The sequence below is a fragment of the Sphingopyxis sp. UBA6723 genome (genome assembly GCF_002454115.1).
Taxonomy (GTDB): Bacteria; Pseudomonadota; Alphaproteobacteria; order Sphingomonadales; family Sphingomonadaceae; genus Sphingopyxis.
This window is the reverse complement of record NZ_DKIH01000010.1, coordinates 314,340-331,787: the sequence shown is the minus strand read 5'-3', so window position 1 is coordinate 331,787 and position 17,448 is coordinate 314,340. Positions and strand designations below refer to the sequence as shown.

The window sequence follows — 17,448 nt, the reverse complement described above, 5'->3', positions numbered from 1 at the left end:
GAGGCGATTGGACGGACTCAACACGGAAAGTCAACTCGATTAACCTAAGTCTCTCTATCAATTTATATGTTAAAGGCTAAGCGAAAACATCATATCAATTAAGATATTTAACCAGGCAGACGCTTTGAACCTCCTCTCCGCTTCCCGGCCCTTGAAGGGCGTCTTGGTTGGCGCCGCCCTGCTGCTTGCGCTGGCAGGCTGCGATGACGCCTTGCAGACGGCTGCCGATGACGCGTCGGTCGCGGAGGCCCAATTGGCCGCAGGAAACCTCGACGAAGCACGCGAGAGCATTCGCCGCGCGATTGCGGCGCGCGACGACGTCGCGGGCTATTATGTCCTTCTCGGACGCATCGAGCTGCGCGCGCAGCGTCCCGCCAGTGCATTCAACGCCTATTCGATGGCGCTCGATCTCCAGGCGGACAATGCCGAGGTGCTGCAAAATATAGCAGAACTCGGCTTGCAAACCGGACGCATTCGGGAAGCGGGGGAAGCCGCGGACCGAATGTTGCTGCTCGCGCCCGGTTCAACGCGCGCTATGCTGGTGAAGGGCTTTATTGCGATCGACAATGGCCAGCTGGACGATGCGCGCCGCATGGCAACCGAAATCCTCGCGTCGAACGCCAATGACGAGGGCGGCATTATTCTCTCGGCGCGCATTCATGCCCTTCAAGGCGATATCGCGAAAGCCAACGCAGAGATCGATCGCGCGGTTTCGGTGATCGGCGAGACCGATGCGCTCAATGTGACACTGCTTGAAATCTATAGGGTCCAAGGTGACGCCCAGGGAATGCGGCGCCTCTTTCCGCTTATCCTGAAGAGCATGACGGATGATTCAAGCTACCAGATCGACTTCATCAACCTGCTCTACAAGAGCGGCGATATTGCCGCGGCGCGCGCAGAGGCGGTCAAGGCGATCGAAGCCAAGCCGAACGACACCAGCCTGCTACGCTCACTAGGCGACCTGTGGATGGAATATGATCGGCGGCCCCTTTCAACGGCGCAGCTACAATATCTTGGCGAAAGCGGAACACGCACATCGCAGATTTCGCTCGCCCGTTTCTATCTCGGCATCGGCGCGCATGACACCGCGCAGCGTCTGCTGATGCGCCCCTATAGCAGCGGCGTCGCGGAAGCGCAGGGCTTGATGGCACGGATATGGCTTGCCCGCGGCGACGCCAAGCGCGCCGAGGCGCTCGCGGCACGGCTGTTGCAGCTCGATCCGCGAAACGAGGACAGTCTGTTGGTCGGAGGCGCCCGGCATCTTGCCAGCGGACGAACCGATCGCGCGATCGAAGACGCCAATGTCGTCGTTTCGGATTCGCCCGAAGAATATCTGGGTTATGTCGCGTTAGCGGACGCCTACAGAGCCAAAGGAAGCAGCATTCGGGCGCGCCAGACATTCGAACGTGGCATGGACGCCCTGCCGCAGAGCCGGATGCTCGCCGACGCATATCGGGATTTTCTGCTCGCGGAAGGGGATACAGCGAGAGTGGTTTCGCTCTATCAGGATCTGGCGATGGCAAAACCTTCCTCGGTCCCGGCATGGGCCGCGTTCTCGCGCGTGTGTGCCGAATTTGGTGACGCCCTGTGCGCCGCCAAGGTAAACAGCGGGTTGGCCCGCGCAAAATCGAGCTTTGCGGTCGATGACCGACCCGGCACCCCGCGTCGCCGGGGCTTGTTCGCGCGCATCACCCCGGAACAGATTTGCGCCACTACGGGGGGGGTATGCACGGGAAGCTGAACCCGCCGCCCAGGCGAACGAACGGCCATATCCGCTTCACATCGAATGTGTTGCGGTCGCTCGGTATCGTCAACGATATCGCCTGCTTCGTCGGTGCCTATGTGCTGGCGATGATCGCCTATGAGCTGACGATCGGCTATTATTACGATGCACGCCTGCACCGGACGGGCGCGATCATCCTGTGCATCAATTATTTCCTCATCCGCGTCTCGCGCGATGGCTATGCGGTGGTGAAGGGGCAAGGCGAGGATGTCGGCGGCAGCTCGCTGGCCGACTTCCTGCTGGCCTCGGGGTTGACCACTTTGGTCATCCTCCAGCTCGAGATGATGAGCGATTTCTCACGCGGCTTTGCGCTCTATTTCATCTCTTTCAGCATGATTGCCCTCTTCCTGAGCCGCATATTGTTCCGCAAACTGATCTCGAAACTGATGGACAGGGGCGTGGTCGGCCAACGCGTAGCGATTTATGCCGACAGCGCGAAAGGGGCCGACAAGGTCGCCAAATTGCTGGAAATCGAGCGCCTGCCCCATCTCAGGATCATCGGCTATGCCGACGATCGCCGGCAGATAAAGCCCGAAGAACGCGAGCTCTCCTACTTGGGCGGTTTCGACGCCTTGCTGCAACTGGCGCGAACGGGGCAGCTCGATCAGGTCATCCTGGCCCTGCCCCAGATCCGCCAGGATCGCCTCGAATATATTGCCGACACGCTGAGCGCGGCTTCGATCGACCTTTGCGTCCTGCCCCGCGAAACCCTGGAGCTCAAGACGGGGTACCGCGTCAATTTCCTCGGTTCCTTGCCGGTGTTTGCGATCTGGCAACAGCCGATCCGCGATGTCGACGGCATCGTGAAAGAGATTCTCGACCGCGGACTTGCGGCCGTCGCGGTTGTCCTGCTCTCGCCGATCCTGCTGCTCACCTGCCTCGCGATCCGGCTGGAGAGCAAGGGTCCGATCCTGTTCCGGCAAAAGCGCTTCGGGTTCAACAACAACGAGATTTCGGTGCTGAAATTCCGCTCGATGTACATCGACCGGCAGGACACCAGCGGCGCCGAACGCACGCAGAAAAACGATCCGCGCGTCACGCGGGTCGGGCGCGTCATCCGCCGCACCAGCATCGACGAACTGCCCCAGCTGTTCAATGTCCTCAAAGGCGACATGTCGTTGGTGGGACCCCGGCCGCACGCGACAATGATGCGGGTTGGCGACAAATATTATTTCGATGCGGTGAAGGGTTATACGGCGCGGCACCGCGTCAAGCCGGGCATTACCGGGCTGGCGCAGGTGCGCGGCCTGCGCGGCGAGATCGCAACGACCGAGCGCGCCCGCAAACGCGTCGAATATGACGTCTATTATATCGAGAACTGGTCGCCGTTGCTCGATATCCGGATCATGATCGAAACGGTGCTGAAGCTGATCTGGGACAAAAATGCCTACTGACATCGCGCGGATGCGGCCCCGCTTTCTCGGTATCAACTTCGATGCCCTCAGCTATGGCGAGGTAGGCGACGAGCTCGATCGCCTCGCGCGGCGCGACACCTTCACCTACGTCGTGACGCCGAATGTCGACCATGTCCTGATGCTGCATCCCAAATCACCGACGAATGCGTCCCTCGCCTTCCAGCAAGCCTATGCCGCTGCCGAAATGCGCTTGTGCGACAGCCGCATCCTGCAACGCCTGGCGCGATTGCATGGCGTCACGCTGGACGTCGTGACCGGGAGCGACCTGACGGCCCATCTTTTTCAGAATGGACATCTGAACGGACGAAAGGTCGCGATCATCGGCGGCGACGTCGCTATGGTGCCCGAGCTTCGCGAGCGATTCCCGGCCATCGAGATGGTCCAGCATCGGCCGCCGATGGGCGTGCTGGGAAACGATCGCGCCAGCACGGAAATCATCCGCTTTATCGAGCAGGAGCGCGCCCACTATGTCTTGTTTGCCATCGGCGCGCCGCAAAGCGAAATCATTGCGCACCGCTGCCTGCTCGCAGGCAAGGCAGCGGGGGTCGGTCTTTGTATCGGTGCATCGATCGAATTCCTGCTCGATCGCAAATCGCGCGCACCGCGGTGGATGCAGCGAATGAGCCTGGAATGGGCCTTTCGCTTGCTCAGCGAACCCCGGCGCTTATGGCGACGATACTTGGTGACAGGACCGCGTATTTTCATCCTTTCGGCCCGCTGGAAACGGGCATGAGAGCGCTGACCGCCAATTCGTTCCAACAATTCGAGGTGATCACATGAAAGTCGGTTACCTAGTCCCCGAGTTTCCAGGCCAGACCCACATCTTTTTCTGGCGCGAGATCAAGCGACTCGAACAAATGGGGATTAACGTCGATATCATATCTACCCGGCCGCCCCCAGTTTCGATCAGATCCCATACATGGAGCAAAGAAGCCGAGGCTCGAACCACGTATTTGGCTAACTCGGGGAAAATCTCAATCACTGCCAGCCTCGCCGCGGCTTTGATACGATCAAATTTTGCGAGGTGGCCGAACTGCGTCCAATCAATTGCTTGCTCCCATGTTTCCATCAAGGAGCGTTTCCAGCTCGTCGGCATGGCAGCCTTTGGCGCGAAATTGGCCAGGATCGCGACGAACCGGGCGTGGGACCATATACATGTGCATTCCTGCGGAAATGCAGCAAACATCGCCGCCTTTGCTTCAATGCTCTCAGGTGTTCCCTATAGCCTGACTCTTCATGGAGCGCTAACGGATTACGGCTCCAACCAATCAGAGAAGTGGCGAAATGCAGCTTTTGGGATTGTCATAACCCGCGGTCTGTTTGATCAGGTGCGGAAAGAGCTAGGTGCGGCGATTGCAGCTAAAACAGTGATTGCGCCCATGGGGGTCAATCTCGATAAATTCAAACGTGTGTCGCCCTATCGCCCTTGGAAGGGTGAGGGTGTTGCGCGGATATATAGCGTCGGCCGACTCAATGAAGGAAAAGGTCATGCCGATCTTATTCTCGCAGTTCACTTACTCAAGCGGCGAGGAATCAACGTGCACCTTACAATTGCCGGACAGGACGAGCAGGGCGGAAGCGGTTACCAAGAAACTCTTCGTAAATTGATTGACGATCTCAACCTTACGAACAATGTTGCATTAGTCGGCGCAGTGTCTGAGGCCGCGATAGTGGAGGGCTTGCTTTCAAGCCATGTGTTTGCGCTCGCAACCCGGCACGAGGCGCTCGGCGTAGCGATAATGGAAGCGATGGCGCTGGAGATGCCCGTCGTCGTCAACTCGGTTGGCGGCGTCGGGGAACTGGTAGAGCATCAAAAAGACGGCATATTAGCCGAGGCAGGCAATCCTGAAAGCATGGCTAACTCCATCGCCGAAGTTTTGACGGACAGCTTCTTAGCGCAACGACTTGCAGGGGCCTCGCGCGAAAAAATCCGAAGCAACTTTCAAGATACGAGAAGCGCCGAAATGCTTGCCCGCCAAGCTGCAAGCGCTGCACAATTGCCTCAATGACTGCACCGATCGAAAGAACCGGGGAAATCACCTGTGCCGTCAAATCGATGATAATAATAATCACCCTATATACTTGCGTACGCGTTTATATGAGCCTTCCACATCGATACTGTCGGGGCGCTTCCAATTGACGAACTTAAATCTATACCTGGTTAATCATCATAGCTGGCGACAGGCGGCTGACCTGAAGGAACGCGAGATCGCCTACGCCTGTCCGCTGACGTCCGATCCCGTGACCACTATTGAGCACTGTATCCGCAAGTGAGTGCAGAAGCGCCACGCATTCTCGTCATCGCCGAGGCAGCGAATCCGGACTGGGTCAGCGTTCCTCTGGTTGGCTGGAACATCGCGACCGCCCTTCGCAGCGTTGCTGATGTTCATATTGTCACACAGATCCGTAATCGGGCCGCATTTCTCAGCCGTGGCCTGATCGAAGGTCGCGACTTTACGGCGATCGATTCTGAAGCCTTCGCCGCCCCGTTTTATAAACTTGCCGAGCGCCTGCGGGGTGGCGACGGCAAGGGATGGACAACCATCACCGCTCTGCAGTCGCTTGCCTATCCCTATTTCGAACATCTTGTCTGGAAACGCTTTGGCGCCGCCATCAAGGCGGGACAATATGATGTCGTCCACCGTATCACGCCGCTCAGTCCGACCGCGCCGAGCAGTCTGGCGCGCCGTTGCCGACGCGCCGGTGTTCCGTTTCTGCTCGGCCCGCTGAACGGCGGGCTGCCGTGGCACCCCGAATATATCCGGGAGCGGATCAAGGAGCGCGAATGGTTGTCTTATATACGCAAGGCCTATTCCTTCCTTCCGACCATACGCTCGACCTATCGCAACGCTGCAGCGATCATTGCCGGTTCCTGCCACACCTCGGGCGAACTCGCTCACCACCGGCGGCCGATGATCTATATTCCGGAAAACGGCATCGATACCGCCCGTTTCGGGTCGGCTGCCGAAATCCGAAAGCGCCACGACAAGCTGCGCCTCGTGTTTGTCGGGCGACTTGTCCCCTACAAAGGTGCAGACATCGCATTGGAGGCTTGCTGCGAGCTTTTACGGGCTGGCAAAGCGCATTTCGACATCATTGGCGATGGCCCGGACATGGCCGCGTTGCAGTCGCTGGTGGCCAAGCTGGGGATCGAACACGCGGTGACGCTTCACGGCTGGCAATCGCATGAAAACGTCGCCGGTCTTTTGCGGACGTCTGATGTCATGGTATTTCCCAGCGTCCGCGAATTTGGTGGGGGCGTGGTGCTGGAAGGGATGGCGTGCGGGGTCGTGCCAATCGTCATTGCCTATGGCGGACCCGGCGAATTGGTGACGCCTGAATGCGGCTTCGCCATTCCAATCGGGCCACGAACGGCGATCACGCGCCAAATCGGCATGACTGTCGCAGCTATCGCAAACAACGAATTTAATCTGGAAGTCATGTCGACTGCCGCCAAAGAGCGGATTGCGAAGCTGTATAGCTGGCAAGCGAAAGCTGCGCAGATATCGGCAGTCTATCAGTGGCTTCTGACATCGCGTTCCGGCGTACCCGACTTCGGCTTCCTTGGCGAAGATTGAGCCGCGTATGAGCCCCCCCACACATCTCGTCAAGCGTGCCGGACTGGACATGTGAAGAGACAAAACCGCGCTCCTGGAACCCGTCCCGTGCATTGCTGCGAAGCATTCGAGATTACCAGAGCGCACAAGGCCCACTTGCCACCATGCGCCGCAAAATCGCCGTGCTCCGACACCGCCTGTGGTCTATCGTCACCGGCGCCGACATCCCGATCAACGACGCGATCGGCGGCCTGCTCATTCCCCACCCCAATGGCATCGTGATCCATCCCGACGCCAAAATCGGCTGTAATCGCCTGATCTTTCAGCAGGTGACGATCGGAGCGACGTCGAAAGGCATCCCCACCATCGGCGGGCATGTCGATATCGGGGCCGGCGCCAAGATCATTGGTCCCGTCCATGTCGGCGATCATGCCCGGATCGGCGCCAACGCCGTGGTGCGGGAAGATGTGCCGGCGCACGGCGTCTTTGTTGCGGCCACGGGAACACTGCTGGATATCGAATAGTCGGTTCAGCCGAACCGGGCAGGCACCCCAATCGCCAGCGCCCCCGGCGGCACATCCGTCAACACAACCGCATTGGCGCCCACCGCGCACCCTCGCCCCAGTGTGACCGCGCCCAGTATCACGGCTCCGGCGCCAACGGATACGCCTGCCTCCAGCGTCGGTGCATCGTCAAGATCGGTGATGCGGCGGATGCCCAGGGTGCAATTCTGGCGGATGATGCAATCGTCACCGATGCGGCTGCGGCCATGAATGACGATGCCGCCCTGATGTTCAACGACGACGCGACGCCCCAGCGTGACGGTATAGGGCAGCTCGATGCCGTATACGTTTCGGCAATGCCGATAACCCCAGCGGTAGAGCATGCTGAGCGGCGCGCGCAGGAGCCTGCTTTTGACCGTCATGCGCCAGACGCCGAAACGATGGATCGCCACGCTGCGGAACCCCGGCTTCGTCCATTCGCGGCCATGCGCGGCATAGTCTTCGGCGATCTGGGCGCAGAGGCTGGAAAATCCGCTCGTCATACCGGCTGCTTATACTCGATCAGACGGTGCTGGCGATGCAGCACATGGTTGGTCCAGCATTTCAGCGCCCCGCTGAATTCCGCAAATTTGCCGATGACGATCAACGCGCCATATCGCACGCTGAATTCCCGGTCGAACCCGGCGCGATGCTTGCGCGCCGCAATGCGGCCGACCTGTACAGCATAGCTGGCGGCGAGTGCCGCCAACAGCAGCGCGCCCGCGAGCGGCTGCCAAAGCGCGCCAAGACAGGCCAGGCCGATGCCCGCGACGGGCCAGACGAATCCCCAGAACAGGATGCTTTTCAGCTGTCGGCGCCACTGCGGGTCGGATCGCTGACCGTGGCGCACCACATGCGCCGCATAAGCGAAACCCCCGCGTTTCGCGCGCTGCCACCAACTGCCAAAGCGGAGGATGTTGGCATCGTGCAGCGTCATCTCGACGTCGATCCGCCGCACGAACCAGTCAAGCCGGGCAAGCCGCAGACACAGGTCGGGCTCCTCGCCCGCGATCAGATCGTCACTATATCCGTTTGCCGCCTTGAGCGCCGCGACACGGAACAGTGCATCGCCCCCGCAAGCCGCGACAATGCCGACCGGCACATTCCATTCATCGTCGCACATCCGGTTATAGATGCTGCGGCCGGGGAAGCGTTCGCGCCGACGACCAAAGACGGCGGCAACCCCGGGTTCTGCCTGCATGGCTGCCAGCGCCTTGTCGATCCAATCGGCATCCAGTTCGCAATCGCCGTCAACGAACTGGACGAATTCGGCATCCAAGGCCGGGTCATCGACGATATGACGCCACCCGACATTGCGCGCGCGCGCCGCGGTAAAGCCAATGCTCATATCCAATGAGAGGACAGCGACCCCGATCGAGCGGGCGAAGGCAACGCTGTCGTCTGTCGATCCCGAATCGACATAAACCGCGGGTACCTCTGCGGGAATCGAGCGAAGGCAGCGCTGCAAGCGCGCGCCCTCGTTCCGGCCGATGACGACAACAGCAACGGATTTGCTGACCATCAGCCGTCCATCCAAGCCGGGGGCTGACCGGGCGCGTCGCTCGTTCGTGCGATGGCGCGCGCCGTATCACGCGCGCGGGCGCCCAGCCCGATCCGGAACAACGCGTTTCGCTCGGCCTGCGTGTCGGGCGATGGCCGGGTGGGAGCCAGCCATCCAATCAAGCGCGCGCAACTATCCCCGGTCAGCCAGGCGACGTCGGCCAGCCAGGCGCTGAAACGGCCAGCGGTGAGGGCGAAGTAACGGTGACGCGATTGAAAGATATAGTCGGGGGGCGCACGCCTGCCTTCCAGCTGACCATTCACCACACCCGTTGCGGCACCTGCGACGTGCATGACGCGGCTTTCGGGGCAATGATAGGATTTCCAGCCATGGCCGGCGAAGCGATGCATCAATTCCACTTCCTCGAAATAGAGGAAAAAGCCGGTGTCAAACAAACCGGCATCGCGCAGGGCCTGCGTGCGGATCAATACGCTTGCGCCCGTCGCCCAATCAACAGGTCCACGTTCGCCGATCGGAACAAGCACGGGCTTTATCCCGAGCAGCCGCCCCACGCCTCCGATGCCAAGCCCGCGCATAAACTCGCGCGCAATCGATGGAAAGCGAAAGGCCGATCCCGACAGGCTGCCGTCCGGATTGACCAGCTGACTGCCAATCGCCCCCGCATCGGGGCGGCGCGCCATATCCTCGACCAGTGCAACCAGCGCACCCGGCTCGATCATCGCGTCGGGGTTGATCAGCAATATCGCGTCGGGGGGCGTCTCGCTCGCCAGCAGGGTGAGGATAGCTTCATTATTCCCCCAGCCGAACCCACCGTTGAGCGGCAAGGGACGGAACTGGACCCAGTCGGAGAACGGCATTTCGCCAAGCCTGGCCGACAAGATGGCGACCGAATCGTCGCCCGACGCATTGTCGACCACGATCGCTTGCAGCGATGGCAGCGCCTCTCGCTCGCGGCCCAGACTATCAAGGCAGGCAAGCACCATCGTCGGGGTGCGATAATTCACAATGGCCACCGCGATGCGCATCACTCGGCCTTGTCTTCCGACAGGATGGCTGACCGTTCGGTGCGTTTCCAGACCACCTCCTCGCGCTTCACAATGCGCAGATAAACCGGGATTTTCCAGAGAAGGTAGAGCGGCAAACGCAGCATGGCCTGCAAACCGAGCCAGTTCCGCCCCGCGATCAGCCAGTTGATCAGCACCGCAGCCGACGCGACGGCGAGCGCGAGGCCGAGGGCAATGAACGCGCCCCACTGACCGGTTATCCACGCTCCAACCCCCACCGCGAGCGTGATCGTCAGCGAAAGCATCAGCAGCAGGGCGAGCGGCGGCACGAGCAGGTGGAGGCCGAGCTGAAAGAGCTTGCGATTGCCCGTCGCAATCCCGTCCCACAGAGCTCGAAAACCAAAGGATCGGGCGATCGCCACAAAGCCCGTTTCCCAGCGCGTGCGCTGGTCCAGCGTGGCCTGCTCGGTCGCGGCCACACTTTTGACGAGGGCGTTCTCAAGGTAGGTCGGGGGCTGCCCTGATCGGGTCAGATGCACACCCAGCGCCAGATCCTCGACGATTTCCGATGTTGCGAGCGGTGCATTGGCAATGACATTCCACGGAAAAGCCATCCCCGTTCCGACCAGTACTGCCGCCGACCCCAGGCGATGCCCGCCGCGCTGCCGCACAACATTCTTCATCCAGAACGCGAAGTTGGAAATCTGTACCTTGGGAGAGGCGGTGAGATCGGGCTGCAATATGTAGCTGGCCTGCACCACGATGTTTCCGGCCACGCTGGCCTTCGCCAATGCGGCAATCGATGCGGCATCTGTCTCGCAATCGGCATCGAATATGATCACGCACGCGGGCGGGTCGGGGCGCAGATGGTCTATGCCAAAAGCCAGCGCAAATCCCTTGCCGCGATTATCGGCATCGAAGCGCTCAACGACCGCATGCCCCGCCCGCCGCACAATGTTCGCCGTTTCGTCGGAGCAATTGTCCGCCACGACCAGCAAGCGCACATCGTCGGCGATGATCGCGGCCAGGCGAGCAAGCGTCACCTCGATCGTCCCTGCCTCATTATGCGCCGGGATCAATATCCGCGTCGTCGGCATTGCGCCGCGAGAGGGCGTCGCCTTGAGCGGTGTCACGCCGAGAAGGGTCTCCAGGCTGAAAATCGTGAGCGCAACGAGGGGAGGGATCGCGATAACCCAGCACAACAGGATGAGCATCACCCGGGTCCGCGACGATAATGGTGAAAGAGCGCGTTGAGTTGCCGACCATTTGCGCGAGAATCATGCCGCGCGAGCACGCGCTCGCGCCCCACCCGCCCCATTGCGGCCAGCCGCTCGACCGGCGCGTCGATCACCGCGCCGAGCGCATCAACCAGCGCGTCAATTGACCCGGCGGGCATCAGCCAGCCGCATTGTTCGTCCACCAGTTCAGGTGTTCCGGCGATCGCTGTGACGACAACGGGACGCTCCAGCGCCAGTGCTTCCATGATCACGACCGGTAGCCCTTCGGCAAAGCTGGGCAAAACCATCGCGCGCGACCCGAGCAGATGGTCGATGACCTTTTCGGAACTGGCCCATCCCGTGATCGTTACCACATCTTGCAAATCGAGCCGATGGATCATCGCCTCAATCTCGGGCCGCATCTCGCCATCGCCGACCAGCGTCAGACGGAAGCTTTTTCCGACGTTGACGAGCCGTGCCGCCGCCTCGATCAGCAGGGGTATCCCTTTTTGTCCGCTAAGGCGTGCTACCGCGCACAGATGTGGAACGTCGGGCAGGCGGGAGTGATCGCGCTCAGCCAAATAACTTTCATCTACGCCGCAGCGGACCACCTCGATCTTGGTCCAGTCGGCAAATGCGCTCCAGCGCATCAACTGACTGCGTCCGTAGCTGCTGATCCCCACGCAGAATGCCGAATCGGCGATTTTCCCACGCAGGTCGAGCGCGGCTGGCGCATCGAATTCGTCGGGGCCATGAACCGTGAAGCTGTAGGGGATGCCGGATAATTTCCCGGCGATCCGCGCCACCATGGCGGGATTGGTGCCGAAATGTGCGTGCAGATGGTCGACGCGCTGCGCGCGCAACCGGCGCGCCAGTGCAGCGGCCTCGGCAAGGTAAGCGGCGCGCCGAACCACGGGGCCGAGCTTCCATTCGACGCCCGACAAGGCGGTTCGTATCGCCGCAAGGAAACGCGTCGGCGCACGGAACATTGCCTGCAACATATCGAGTAACAGGCGAAACATGCCAAGCCGGAGCAGCACGACGGTCTTCGCAACTTCGGCCCGATCCCGTTCATCGGGCAACTCTGCGAGCTGCGCAGGTCGCACGGAAAAGCGGTAGACTTCGGTGCCTTCGGCCTCAACGGCTTCGATTTCACGCCGTATGAAGCTATGGCTGGCGGCCGGATAGCGATTTATCAAATAGGCAACGCGCACCGTTCAGCCTTTATGTAAGTTTTCCAAAGTGCGACTAAGGCGTTCGACCGCCTTTGCAAGAATAGCTTGATTTTGTTAACGATCTTTTTCGTTGGCGAAGTTGCCGTGCGCCGCCTAAGCGTGGAAGCCAATCAGGTATTGAAAATGACAATTAGCGAACATTCTGCGCCGGACAACCCGCAGGTCAAAGCCGCAATTGATCGGCGCAGCGTCGTCGTCGGTCTTGGCCTCGCCGCAGGCGCAGCCGTTTCCTATTTCAACACCCCGCGCGCCTTGGCGTCCCCCATTGCGGAGGCGCGCTTTCAACGTCTGATTCCGCCCAAAGTCGGCGGCTGGACCTCGCGCAAAAGCGCCGAGCTGGTCTTGCCGGCCGAGGATGAAGGTCAGGACAAACTTTACGAGAATCTGGAAACACGCATCTACGAAGGCAATGGTCTGCCGGCGATTATGTTTCTGATCGCCTACAGCAGCGTGCAAAGGAACGATGTGCAGGTGCACCGTCCGGAGGTGTGTTATCCGGCAGCCGGCTTTCCGATCGTTTGGACAAAACCGGCAACAATCGATGCTGGTAACCGCAAGCTATTGGGACGCGAGCTTTTGGCCGACCGCGGCGGTCTCAACGAACGGATCATCTACTGGGTGCGGGTCGGCGAGGAGTTTCCGATCGGGTGGGCCGATCAGCGCCTGACCATGGCCCTATCGAACGCGCGCGGCGTGACGCCCGACGGTGTGCTGTTCAGGGTCTCGACGCTTGAGGAAGATCCTGAACGTGCGGCAAGTGCGCTCAGGATGTTCATCAAAGCTTTCATTGCGACCTCCAGCCCGTCCTTCCGCGAGACCGTTCTCTTCTGATAAAGTGATGGGGTCGCCCGGTTGGCCCGATCCAATGCCACATTCGAAGGTCAAAAAGATGGGACTAAACCGACGCTCTTTACTCATCGGGTCGGCCTCGGGAGCAGGGATCGTTGCGCTCGGCCTGACCGGACTGTGGGCCGGAAATTTCACGAGCAGCGCTGTCGAGCCGCTACCGCGCGGCGAGAGCTTCCCCAAACTGCCGATCGGGATGAACCTGGCCGGCATCGCCGATTGGGAACCCGGGTTTCCGTTCAAGAACCTGTTTCTTGGCGCGCGGCCGTGGTTGACCCGCAACCTGAGCGGGAGCGGCCCGCATAATACGAAGATGCAGGCTGCCTTTCAGTATGACGATGACGGTTATCCGCTACAGGTGCCGGTCGCCGCTCCGGGCGCCGCGGAGCCGCAGACCGTCTTTACCTATGTTCCCAATGTGCGGAAGCGCGGGCGCTATGTCCTGCTCTACGACGGTGAAGGCGAGATCGACGGCTTGGCCGCCACGAAAGTGATTTCGCGCAAGCCCGGTCGGCTGGTGCTGCAAATGACCCACGACGGCAAGCTTTACGAGGCCGTGGTGATCAAGCGCTCGAAGCTCGGGAACCATGTCCGTAACATCCGGCTGGTCGCCGCGGAGCATGAGGCCAGCAATCTGGCCGACGATCCGTTTTTGCCCGAGTTCCTGGATTTTTGCCGCCCGTTCCACGCGCTGCGCTTCATGGATTGGGCCGCGACGAACAATTCGACCGAAGAGCATTGGAAGGATCGCAAGCGCGCCAGTTTTTACACGATGGTCGCAGTATCCGGCGATCCCGAAGCCATTTGGGGTCCAGCACCGACGCCGTTCGAGCTCAAATTTTCCGGCGGCGTCGCGATCGAACTGATGATCCAGCTGAGCAACATGCTCCAGATCGACCCGTGGTTCTGTATCCCGCACCGCGCGACCGACGATTATATCGCGCAATTTGCGCGGCTCGTCCGCGAAAAGCTCGACCCCAGCCTGAAAGTCTATGTCGAATATTCGAACGAGATCTGGAACTGGATGTTTCATCAGGCCGGGTGGATGCTGCGCTCCCCGCTCGCCGGCGCGCTGGTCGAAGCCAAGGGCGGCAAAGCGTGGAAAGACAGCGCAAAGACGCAGGGCGAAGGCCATCCGGAACGGATCGGGGCGCTGTTCCGCCGCAATTTTGCGATCTGGGAGCGCGAATGGTCGGGTGAGGCGCGCAAACGCCTGATTCGGGTGGGCACCGTGCAGGCCGCCTGGTTCGATGCGTCGAAGCGGACGATTCAATGGTGTCTGGACAATGGCGGATTGGATGCAGTGTCACCGACAGCTTATATCGGTCCAAATGATGCGATATATGCGAAGTGGGCTGAGCGGGGCGCAAGCCTCACGCCAGAACAGGTCATTGAAGATCTGCAAAGTGAGCTGGCCAGCAGACGGCAAAACAATCCGGGGGCTCAAATCGTAGCGTTTGGCCGGGCAAGCGGTTTGAAATATGTATCATATGAAAGTGGTCAGCATATTCAGCCGAAAGGGCAGAAGGATGTGCCGTATAATGGGGCGCTTGCGGCGGCCCAGTCGCACCCCCGCATGTATAATCTTTACGTTGAGCTGTTGAGGTTTCATCGGGACCTGGGCTGTGAAATGTTTGGCCATTTTAGCAGCGTCGGGCCGCAAGGCACCCGCTGGGGCAGCTGGGGTGCAAAGGCCAGTTACGATACGCCCGACGCCGACAGCCCCAAAATGCGGGCGTTGCTCGATTGCAATGTCGCGCGCGCCTGAACCATGATGCGCTGACGAGGGGGCACGGCGATTCCGAATATATTTGCCTATGCGATGCTGGCCTTCTGGCCGGTGGTGACGATGATATTGTTCATCCTGCTGCCCGCGCATCGCGCGCTGATCTGGTCGGTGCTGGGCGCCTATCTGGTCCTGCCGGTCGGCACGTCGTTCGAAATTCCGGTGGTGCCGTCGCTGGACAAGACGGTGATTTCGAACCTGTCGATCCTGCTTTGCTGTTTCCTGTTCGTCCGCGAAAAATGGCTGGGCGCGCTGAAAGACCCGGCTGTGGTCGCGTTGGCCGCGACTTTTGTCCTGTCGCCCTTTTTGACCGCCTTTTTCAATCCCGAGCCGCTCATTTATGCCGAGCGCTTTATCCCCGGCATGACGATGTACGACGCGCTGGCGCAGGCCGCGGTCAACGCCATCACCCTGATCCCCTTTGTTGCGGCCTATGGCCTGATCAACAACGACGAGCGGCGGTGGCAGGTAATCATCATCCTGGTCACCGCCGCGCTGGCCTATTCGGTGCTGATGCTGATCGAGGTGCGATTGAGCCCGCAGCTGCACCGCATGGTTTATGGCTTTTTCCCGCATAGCTTTGGCCAGCAGATGCGCGCGGGCGGATTTCGCCCCGTCGTGTTCCTGGGCCACGGATTGCTGGTCGCGATCTTTTGCGCGATGGCGGCGACCGCAGCGATCGCGCGCTGGCGCGAGGCAAGGGGACGGCAAAGGACGCGTGCGGGCCTGATCGCGCTCTATTTCGGGGTGCTGCTGGTACTGTGCAAATCGGTCGGCGCCATGATCTTGGCGGCGGTTTTCGTCCCAATTGTCGCCTTTTTGCGCGCGAAGCGCGTTGCGTTGATCGCCGCCGCCGTGTGCATCACGATGTTGCTGTACCCCGCCATTCGCAGCGCCGGATTGGTCCCCACCACGACGATATCGGAACTGACCGGTTCGTTCAGCGCCGACCGGCAGGGATCGCTGGGTGTCCGCTTGATCAACGAAGACCAGTTGTTGCAGCGCGCGGCCGAAAAGCCGATCTTCGGTTGGGGCAGCTGGGGCCGCAATCGCATCTTTTCGCCAGAGGATGGCAAGGATCTGAGCATAACCGACGGCACGTGGATCATTACGCTGGGGATGTGGGGATGGGTTGGCTATCTGTCGATGTTCGGGCTGCTTTGTGGCGGCTGCGCGCGCCTCCTGTGGAATCGACGACGACTGGGTCAAACATCGCTCACCTCTGCGGCGCTTTGCATATTGCTAACGGTGAACCTGTTGGACAGTATTCCGAATTCATCCATTCGTGCCATAACTTGGATTTTGGCGGGGGCCATATTCTCGGTGTCCATACAGTCGAGAAGACCGAAATCTGACAGATCAAGCGCCTCTGCCACAGATAAAAAAGACGTTGCGAGACGAAAAGCATTGCATGTGCCTCTGCCTAGATAATCAGAAATCCAATATGACTTTTGTTATGCTGTATCAAAGTAGGGATTCTATATGACCCGACGCTATCTTTTTCTGTGTCCCGACGAAAAATCGGCATCGGGCGGCATTGCCGTAATTTACGACGTTGTCGCGTTATTGAACAAATCGGGATATCGTGCGGCTGTGATTCACAACGCCGCGGACTCAGGATATCCTGACTATCCCGACCCAGTTCCCATGTTTTACACGAAGAATATGCAGCGAGTATATTGGCGTCACGCTCGCATAAGGGCGCGAGCAAAAATTTTCCGCGATTGGCTGGGTTCAAGGAAGAAAAAGCTTCAGTTGATCGATTTGCGTCCCACGGACGTGATTGTAGCGCCGGAATTCCAAGTGGCTGAAGCGATCGAGGCTTTTGAAGGCATGAATATTGCGGTGTTCGTCCAAAATCCTTTCTCCCTGATGACATCTTGTCATCGCGCGTTGGAGCGAGGCTTCGATCCCAAAACGAAAGTCAGATTCTGGTTTGGAATAGCCGACGTGTGCCAGTCGCATCTGAACGTGTTGGGCTTGGAACCAAGAGCAATTTTTCCGGTTACAATGAAACCTCACGAGTTCCCATTTCACGCGCGCAAAGAAAAGCTGATAACGTACATGCCGCGCAAACGACCGTGGGAAGCGGCACTGATTGCCGAGGCCTTAGTTCGCCGCGACAGATTGCTCGGTTATCGGATTGAAGCACTGGAGAATATGCCGCGAGCCGAAGTCGCGGCAAAACTTTCGCGCACCAGAATATTTATCTCATTGCTCAAGCATGAAGCCCTTGGGTTCCCTGCGGCGGAGGCGATGGCAGCCGGATGCGTAGTAGTTGGCTTTGACGGATTGGGGACGGCGGAGTATTTCGACAAAGATGTCGGCGTACCGGTAACCGAGGGCGACGTTGCTGCGCTTATTACTGCTGTGGAGCGAACAGTAGCCGAATACGAAGCCGACCCCTCGCGGCTGGATACTATGCGCCGCAAAGCCTCTGAACGAGTCAACATTCGATACAGCATGTCAGCTTTCCAGACCGGGCTTCTTAGCGCCTGGAATCAATTTAATGATATATTAGACAACCAAGGATTATAGTAA

Annotated in this window: 15 protein-coding genes; 10 read left to right on the top strand and 5 right to left on the bottom strand. The window is 59.8% G+C overall.

Features of this window, described 5'->3' with window-relative positions:
* Positions 1 to 163 precede the first annotated feature (163 nt).
* From B4F07_RS10200 to B4F07_RS10175, 6 genes are all read left to right on the top strand, one after another.
* On the top strand, positions 164 to 1,741 hold the full coding sequence (locus B4F07_RS10200; RefSeq protein WP_293701153.1) for a tetratricopeptide repeat protein: 1,578 nt from the start codon (positions 164 to 166) through the stop codon (positions 1,739 to 1,741).
* A 47-nt stretch (positions 1,742 to 1,788) separates the two neighbouring features.
* The gene (locus tag B4F07_RS10195) at positions 1,789 to 3,177 is read left to right on the top strand and encodes an undecaprenyl-phosphate glucose phosphotransferase (RefSeq protein WP_293704746.1); all 1,389 of its coding nucleotides are present in this window, start codon (positions 1,789 to 1,791) and stop codon (positions 3,175 to 3,177) included.
* A complete protein-coding gene (locus tag B4F07_RS10190; protein WP_293701155.1) occupies positions 3,167 to 3,931 on the top strand; it encodes a WecB/TagA/CpsF family glycosyltransferase in 765 nt (254 codons plus the stop codon). Before B4F07_RS10195 ends, B4F07_RS10190 begins: the two co-directional genes overlap by 11 nt.
* 43 nt (positions 3,932 to 3,974) lie before the next feature.
* The gene (gene epsE, locus B4F07_RS10185) at positions 3,975 to 5,207 is read left to right on the top strand and encodes an exopolysaccharide biosynthesis GT4 family glycosyltransferase EpsE (protein ID WP_293701156.1); all 1,233 of its coding nucleotides are present in this window, start codon (positions 3,975 to 3,977) and stop codon (positions 5,205 to 5,207) included.
* Between the two features lie 261 nt (positions 5,208 to 5,468).
* Positions 5,469 to 6,776, top strand: a complete 1,308-nt coding sequence (locus B4F07_RS10180; RefSeq protein WP_293701157.1) for a glycosyltransferase family 4 protein — start codon at positions 5,469 to 5,471, stop codon at positions 6,774 to 6,776.
* 35 nt (positions 6,777 to 6,811) lie between these two features.
* Positions 6,812 to 7,279: a serine O-acetyltransferase gene (locus B4F07_RS10175; RefSeq protein WP_293701158.1), complete on the top strand. Its 468-nt coding sequence runs from the start codon at positions 6,812 to 6,814 to the stop codon at positions 7,277 to 7,279.
* A 5-nt stretch (positions 7,280 to 7,284) separates the two neighbouring features.
* Here the strand turns inward: B4F07_RS10175 and B4F07_RS10170 are convergent, their stop codons facing one another.
* From B4F07_RS10170 to B4F07_RS10150, 5 genes are read right to left on the bottom strand one after another with little or no spacing between them, the layout of a single operon-like run.
* Positions 7,285 to 7,800, bottom strand: coding sequence for a serine O-acetyltransferase (locus B4F07_RS10170; protein WP_293701159.1), 516 nt, complete (start codon positions 7,798 to 7,800; stop codon positions 7,285 to 7,287).
* Entirely contained in the window at positions 7,797 to 8,819 is a 1,023-nt protein-coding gene (locus B4F07_RS10165) for a glycosyltransferase family 2 protein (protein WP_293701160.1), read from the bottom strand. The genes B4F07_RS10170 and B4F07_RS10165 overlap by 4 nt, the downstream gene beginning before the upstream one ends.
* A complete protein-coding gene (locus B4F07_RS10160; protein WP_293701161.1) occupies positions 8,819 to 9,844 on the bottom strand; it encodes a glycosyltransferase in 1,026 nt (341 codons plus the stop codon). The genes B4F07_RS10165 and B4F07_RS10160 overlap by 1 nt, the downstream gene beginning before the upstream one ends.
* A complete protein-coding gene (locus B4F07_RS10155; RefSeq protein WP_293701162.1) occupies positions 9,844 to 11,037 on the bottom strand; it encodes a glycosyltransferase family 2 protein in 1,194 nt (397 codons plus the stop codon). Before B4F07_RS10155 ends, B4F07_RS10160 begins: the two co-directional genes overlap by 1 nt.
* Positions 11,037 to 12,254 (bottom strand): glycosyltransferase, encoded by a 1,218-nt coding sequence (locus B4F07_RS10150; RefSeq protein WP_293701163.1) that lies wholly within the window; start codon positions 12,252 to 12,254, stop codon positions 11,037 to 11,039. The genes B4F07_RS10155 and B4F07_RS10150 overlap by 1 nt, the downstream gene beginning before the upstream one ends.
* A gap of 66 nt (positions 12,255 to 12,320) precedes the next feature.
* Here B4F07_RS10150 and epsI point away from each other — a divergent pair, with 66 nt between their 5' ends.
* From epsI to B4F07_RS10130, 4 genes are read left to right on the top strand one after another with little or no spacing between them, the layout of a single operon-like run.
* Positions 12,321 to 13,106 carry an exosortase-associated protein EpsI, V-type gene (epsI, locus tag B4F07_RS10145; protein WP_293701164.1) on the top strand — a complete coding sequence of 262 codons (786 nt, stop codon included), beginning with the start codon at positions 12,321 to 12,323 and terminating at the stop codon, positions 13,104 to 13,106.
* A 58-nt stretch (positions 13,107 to 13,164) separates the two neighbouring features.
* Complete coding sequence (locus tag B4F07_RS10140; protein WP_293701165.1) at positions 13,165 to 14,889, top strand: hypothetical protein; 1,725 nt, start codon at positions 13,165 to 13,167, stop codon at positions 14,887 to 14,889.
* A gap of 54 nt (positions 14,890 to 14,943) precedes the next feature.
* A complete protein-coding gene (locus B4F07_RS10135; protein ID WP_293701166.1) occupies positions 14,944 to 16,338 on the top strand; it encodes a hypothetical protein in 1,395 nt (464 codons plus the stop codon).
* Between the two features lie 51 nt (positions 16,339 to 16,389).
* A complete protein-coding gene (locus B4F07_RS10130) occupies positions 16,390 to 17,445 on the top strand; it encodes a glycosyltransferase (protein WP_293701167.1) in 1,056 nt (351 codons plus the stop codon).
* Positions 17,446 to 17,448: the final 3 nt, after the last annotated feature.

What these genes read in the sequence shown, in the direction of transcription:
- B4F07_RS10190 (WP_293701155.1), top strand. Translation starts at nt 3,167, where the DNA reads ATGCCTACTGACATCGCGCGGATGCGGCCCCGCTTTCTCGGTATCAAC.
- epsE (WP_293701156.1), top strand. Translation starts at nt 3,975, where the DNA reads ATGAAAGTCGGTTACCTAGTCCCCGAGTTTCCAGGCCAGACCCACATC.
- B4F07_RS10170 (WP_293701159.1), bottom strand. Translation starts at nt 7,800, where the DNA reads ATGACGAGCGGATTTTCCAGCCTCTGCGCCCAGATCGCCGAAGACTAT.
- B4F07_RS10165 (WP_293701160.1), bottom strand. Translation starts at nt 8,819, where the DNA reads ATGGTCAGCAAATCCGTTGCTGTTGTCGTCATCGGCCGGAACGAGGGC.
- B4F07_RS10160 (WP_293701161.1), bottom strand. Translation starts at nt 9,844, where the DNA reads ATGCGCATCGCGGTGGCCATTGTGAATTATCGCACCCCGACGATGGTG.
- B4F07_RS10155 (WP_293701162.1), bottom strand. Translation starts at nt 11,037, where the DNA reads ATGCTCATCCTGTTGTGCTGGGTTATCGCGATCCCTCCCCTCGTTGCG.
- B4F07_RS10140 (WP_293701165.1), top strand. Translation starts at nt 13,165, where the DNA reads ATGGGACTAAACCGACGCTCTTTACTCATCGGGTCGGCCTCGGGAGCA.
- B4F07_RS10135 (WP_293701166.1), top strand. Translation starts at nt 14,944, where the DNA reads ATGCTGGCCTTCTGGCCGGTGGTGACGATGATATTGTTCATCCTGCTG.
- B4F07_RS10130 (WP_293701167.1), top strand. Translation starts at nt 16,390, where the DNA reads ATGACCCGACGCTATCTTTTTCTGTGTCCCGACGAAAAATCGGCATCG.